The sequence below is a fragment of the Actinokineospora spheciospongiae genome, from assembly GCF_000564855.1.
GTDB classification, from domain to species: Bacteria; Actinomycetota; Actinomycetes; order Mycobacteriales; family Pseudonocardiaceae; genus Actinokineospora; species Actinokineospora spheciospongiae.
Map to the genome: position 1 here is coordinate 1 of NZ_AYXG01000193.1, position 5,504 is coordinate 5,504.

At 74.1% G+C, this 5,504-nt stretch carries 1 protein-coding gene; it reads left to right on the forward strand.

Annotated elements, in window-relative coordinates; genetic code table 11:
• Positions 1 to 5,504 (forward strand): SDR family NAD(P)-dependent oxidoreductase (locus UO65_RS33645; protein WP_152552250.1); only part of this gene is annotated, 5,504 nt, incomplete at both ends.

Consider the following 5,504-nt stretch of genomic DNA (forward strand, 5'->3'; position numbering starts at 1 on the left):
GTCCGACGCCGCGTCGCTGGACGAGTACGCGACGTTCGAGAACTTCGGGGTGGACTCCCTGGTCAGCCTGAACATCATCTCCCGGTTCGAGCAGGACCTGGGCGATCTGCCCTCGACGCTGCTGTTCGAGCACCTGACCATCGACCAACTCGCCACCCACCTGCTGCAGACCCGCGCCGACGCACTGGCGAAGGTCGTCGGCACCCGGTCTCCCGCGCAGGCGGTGCCCGCGCCGGTGGTGCCTGCCGTGACGACGCCCGACACCGGGCTGTCCCACTCCCGCACCGGCTACACCCGGCTGGAGGCGCTGTCCCGGGCGCTGTTCCGGCAGGCGTTCGCGCAGTGGACCGGACGGCCCGAGGTCGGCTCGCCGGTCGCCGTCCCCGAGCTGATCCGTTCCCTGGGCGTGCGCGCCGAGTACGAGCGGCTGTTCCGCGCCGTGCTGGCCATGCTCGTCCAGGACGGCCACGCCACCCAGACCGGCGACGTGTTCACCCTGCTCGACGGCACCCCCGGCTCCGCGGACCCGACCGCGTTCACCGCCGAGTTCCCCGAGCTGGCCGGGCACATCCGGCTGCTGCGCACCTGCGTGGACGCCCTCGCCGAGGTCCTCGACGGGCGCCGCAACGCCATGGACGTGCTGTTCCCCAAGGGTTCCGCCGAGCTGGTGGAGGCCATCTACAAGGGCCAGGCCGTGTCCGACTACTACAACGGCCTGCTGGCCACCGGCGTCACCGAGGCCGTGCGCGGCGCCGGCGACCGCACCGCCCGGGTCGTGGAGATCGGCGCGGGCACTGGGGCCAGCTCGGTGTTCGTCCTCCCCGCGCTGCGGAACTCCGGGGCCGACGTCGAATACCACTACACCGACATCTCCGCGTCGTTCCTGCGGCTCGGCGAGCGGACCTACGGCGCGGACAACCCGTTCGCGAAGTTCCGGCTGCTCAACGTGGAGGACGACCCGGCGACGCACGGGTTCGAGGCGGGCGGCTACGACGTCGCCTTCGGCACCCACGTCCTGCACGCCACCCAGGACATCACCCGGACCATGACCAACATCGCCAAGATGCTGCGCCCCGGCGGAGTCGTGCTGGTCAACGAGGTCACCCGGCGCTCGGACTTCCTCACCCTCACCTTCGGCCAGACCGGCGGCTGGTGGCGCTACACCGACGACACCCGCATCGAGCACGCCCCACTGCTCAGCCCCACCAAGTGGCGGGAGGTGCTGGCCGCCGCGGGCTTCCGCGTGGTCCGCGTCGACGGCTACCCGGGCACCCCCGCCGACGACCTGGAGCAGTGCCTGCTGGTCGCGCAGAAGCTGCCGGTCGAGGACTCCGCGCCGGACACCGACGCGGGCAGCCTGCCGGGCGAGGTGACCGACGAACTGGTGCGCACCTACCTGCGGTCGGTGTTCGGGGAGGTGTTGAAGTCCGACGCCGCGTCGCTGGACGAGTACGCGACGTTCGAGAACTTCGGGGTGGATTCCCTGGTCAGCCTGAACATCATCTCCCGGTTCGAGCGGGACCTCGGGGACCTGCCGTCCACACTGCTGTTCGAGCACCTGACCATCGACCAGCTCGCCACCCACCTGCTCACCACGCACCGCGCCGAGCTGACCGCGCTGCTGGGCGTCCCGGCGGCCCCGGAGCCGGTCCCGGCCCCCGCCGCGCCCGTGGTGTCCGAACCCGTGTCCACCGACGACGTCGCGATCATCGGTGTGGCGGGCCGCTACCCGGGTTCACCGGACCTGGACGCGTTCTGGCGCAACCTGTCCGCCGGGTACAGCGGCATCACCGAGGTCCCCGCCACCCGGTGGGACTGGCGCGAGCACTTCGACACCGGCCGCGCGCCGAACACCACCTACAACCGCTGGGGCGGCTTCCTCGACGGCATCGAGCAATTCGACGCGGGCCTGTTCGGCATCCTGCCGCGCGACGCCGCCGACATCGACCCGCAGGAGCGGCTGTTCCTGGAGACCTGCTGGGAGCTGCTGGAATCGGCCGGGTACTTGGGTGAGGCATCCAAGGAGCAGGCCACCGGCGTGTTCGCGGGCCTGATGTACGGCGGCTACGGGCTGCTGGCCGCCGCCCAGGACTGGCCCGAGGGCCGGTTCGCCACCGGGCACTCGGCGTACTGGTCGGTGGCGAACCGGGTGTCCTACGTGTTCGACTTCACCGGCCCCAGCTTCGCCGTCGACTCGGCCTGCTCGTCCTCGCTCACCGCCCTGCACCTGGCGGCGGAGTCGCTGCGGCGGGGGGACTGCCGGATGGCCATCGCGGGCGGGGTCAACCTGATCACCCACCCGGCGCACTTCGCCGCCCTCTGCGCCCGCAACATGCTCGCCTCCGGCGACGGCTGCCGCGTGTTCGACGAGGCGGCGGACGGTTTCGTCCCCGGCGAGGGTGTGGGCGCCGTGCTGCTCAAGCCGCTGTCGGCCGCGGTGGCCGACGGGGACGCGGTGTGGGCGGTCCTCAAGGGCAGCGCACTCAACGCGGGCGGCAAGACCTCCGGCTACACCGTCCCCAACCCCAACGCCCAGGCCGCCCTGATCGCCGACGCCCTCACCCGCTCCGGCGTCGACCCCGCCGGGATCTCCTACGTCGAGGCCCACGGCACCGGCACCGCCCTCGGCGACCCGATCGAGCTGACCGCCCTGTCCCGCGCCTACGGCACCGGGTCCCCCATCGCCATCGGCTCGGTGAAGTCCAACATCGGCCACTTGGAAGGCGCCGCGGGCGTGGCGGGCCTGACCAAGCTGCTGCTCCAGTTCCGCCACCGGGCCCTGGTTCCGACGGCGAACCTCACCGCGCTCAACCCGAAGATCGACCTGTCGGAGTCCCGCTTCCGCCCGCAGCTCGCGGCGCAGCCGTGGGAGTCCACCGGTCCGCGGCGGGCGGCCATGAGCTCCTTCGGGGCGGGCGGGGCGAACGCCCACGTCGTCCTGGAGGAGTACGTCGGCGCCCCCGTCACCCCCGACGCCCCGGGGGAGTCGCAGACGTTCGTCCTGTCCGCCCGCACCGACACGGCCCTGCGCGCGCTGGCCGCCGCCGTCGCCGACTTCCTCCCCACCAGCACCGCGCCGCTGCGCGACCTGGCCTTCACCAGCCAGGTCGGCCGCCGCGCCCAACCCCGCCGCGCCGCCTTCACCGTCGCGGACAAGGCGGAACTGGCCGCCGCCCTCGTCGGGTTCGCCCGCACCGGCGAACCCACCGGCGCCGAACCGGAGTGGGTCGCGGGCAAGCGCGAGGACTGGGCCGCCCGCTGGACCACCCCCGCCCGCCGCGTCCACTTCCCCACCACGGTCTTCGACCGCCGCCGCCACTGGATCACCGACGACCCGCACCACCTGGCCCTCGCCCCCGCGACCGTGACCACCGAGGCAGGCCCGGTGCGGGAGTTCACCGCCGACCACCCGCTGCTGGCCGTCGCGGGGGACCACCTGCTCGCCGGTCAGCGGTGGGTGCCCGGTGTCGCCCTGCTGGAGGTCGCGCGGCTGGCGGCCGGGCTCGGCGCACCGGTCACGGTGTCCGACGTGCGCTGGGTGGCGCCGGTCAACCTCGACACCACCCCCGGACCCATCACGGTCGACCTCGACGGTTCCGCGTTCACCGTCAACGGTCCCGGCACCACGTTCGCGCGCGGCACCATCATCGCGGGCGCGGCCCTCCCGCAGGCGGGCGCCGAAGGGGAGTGCCCGCGCGAGGTCGACGTCGAGTCGTTCTACTCGGCGTTCAGCCGCACCGGGCTGGAGTACGGGCCCGCGTTGCGCGTCGTCCGGGCGCTGCGGGTCGGGCGTGGGGAGGCCGTGTCCGAGCTGGAGTCCGCGGGCGGCCACCTGCTGGACCCGGGCCTGCTCGACGGCGCCCTGCAAACCGTGTCCGCGCTGTGCTCCGGCACCACCGGCTACCTGCCCGTCGGGATCGGCGCGCTCACCGTCAGCGGGCCGCTCGACGGCCGGGCCCGGGTGCACGTCCGGGAGACCACCCCACCCGGGCGGGTCAACGGGCACCGGCGGTTCGACCTGCGGCTGTCAGGTGCCGACGGCGTGGTCCGCCAAGCCGTCACCGGCCTGGAGATCGCCCCCCGCCGCACCGAACCGACCGAGACCCGCTACCTGCGCCCGGTGTGGACGGCCGCGCCCGCGGTCGACGAGGCCGCCGCACCCCCGCGCACGCTGCTCGTCGCGGGCGACCCCGGCCTGCGCGCCGAACTGGCCGACCGCCACCCCGACGCCGAGGTCATCACGATCACCGCGGGCGACCGCGCGCACTACCGCGAACAGGTCGCCGCACTGGTGGCCCGGGGCCGGGTGCCGGACACCATCGTCGCCGCCGGAGCCGCGTTCGAGCCGGTCCTCTGGCTGAGCACCGCCGTCCTGGAGCGCGACCGGTCGGCCGCGCTGCGCGTCCTCGCCGTCTCCACCTCCGACGCCCCCGAGCACACCGCCGTCGCGGGCACGCTGCGCACCCTGGCCCTGGAGCACAGCCGCTTCGCCGGTGCCCGCGTCCAGGTCGACACGGGCGTGGCCGACCGGGTGGTCGACGAACTGCGCGCCCTGCACACCGGTGCCGCGGAGATCCGGTACGTCCACGGCACCCGCCTGCGCAAGACCCTGGAGCGCTTCGACCCGCCCGCCGCGACCGCGCTGACCGTCCGCCCGGACGGCACCTACCTGGTGACCGGCGGCGCGGGCGCCCTCGGCCTGCACTTCGCCGCCTTCCTCACCGAACGCGGCGCCGGTTCCGTCGTCCTCCTCGGCCGCTCCGACCTCGACGCCCCCATCGCCGCCAAGGTCGCCGCCCTCGGCGCCCACTACCACCGCACCGACCTGGCCGACGCCGAGCAGGTCACCGCCCTGGTCGCGTCCCTGCCCGCCGACACCCCGCTGCGCGGCGTCATCCACGCCGCCGGGGTCACCCGGGACGCGCGCGCCGTCGTCAAGACCGAGGATCAGGTGGCCGCGGTCCTGGCGCCCAAGGTCGACGGCACCCGCAACCTGGACGCCGCCACGGCCGATGCCCCCCTGGACTTCTTCGTCCTCTTCTCCTCCGTCTCCGGGGAGGCGGGCAACCCCGGCCAAGCCGACTACGCCTACGCAAACGCTTTCCTCAACGCCTACGCCACCCAGCGCACCGGCCCCGGCCGCACCCTCGCCCTCGGCTGGCCCCTCTGGGCCGAAGGCGGCATGACCGTCGACGAGGCCACGGTGACCCTCTTCGCCCGGGTCTGGGACATGGTCCCGCTCAGCACCCGGGCGGGCTTCGAAGCCTTCATCCGCGGCCTGGCGAGCACCGAACCGTCCCTGGTGGTCGTCGAGGGCCCCGTCCGCGCACCCGCCACCGCCCCCGCCGCCCAGCCCCCGGCCGGGCCGGGCGTCGACCGCGCGGAGGTCGAACAGGCCCTGCGCGGGCTCGCCGCCGGGTTCCTCCTGGTGGACGAATCGGACGTGGACGTGCACGCGGAGCTGCTGGAGCTGGGCTTCGACTCGATCACGTTGACCGAGCTGG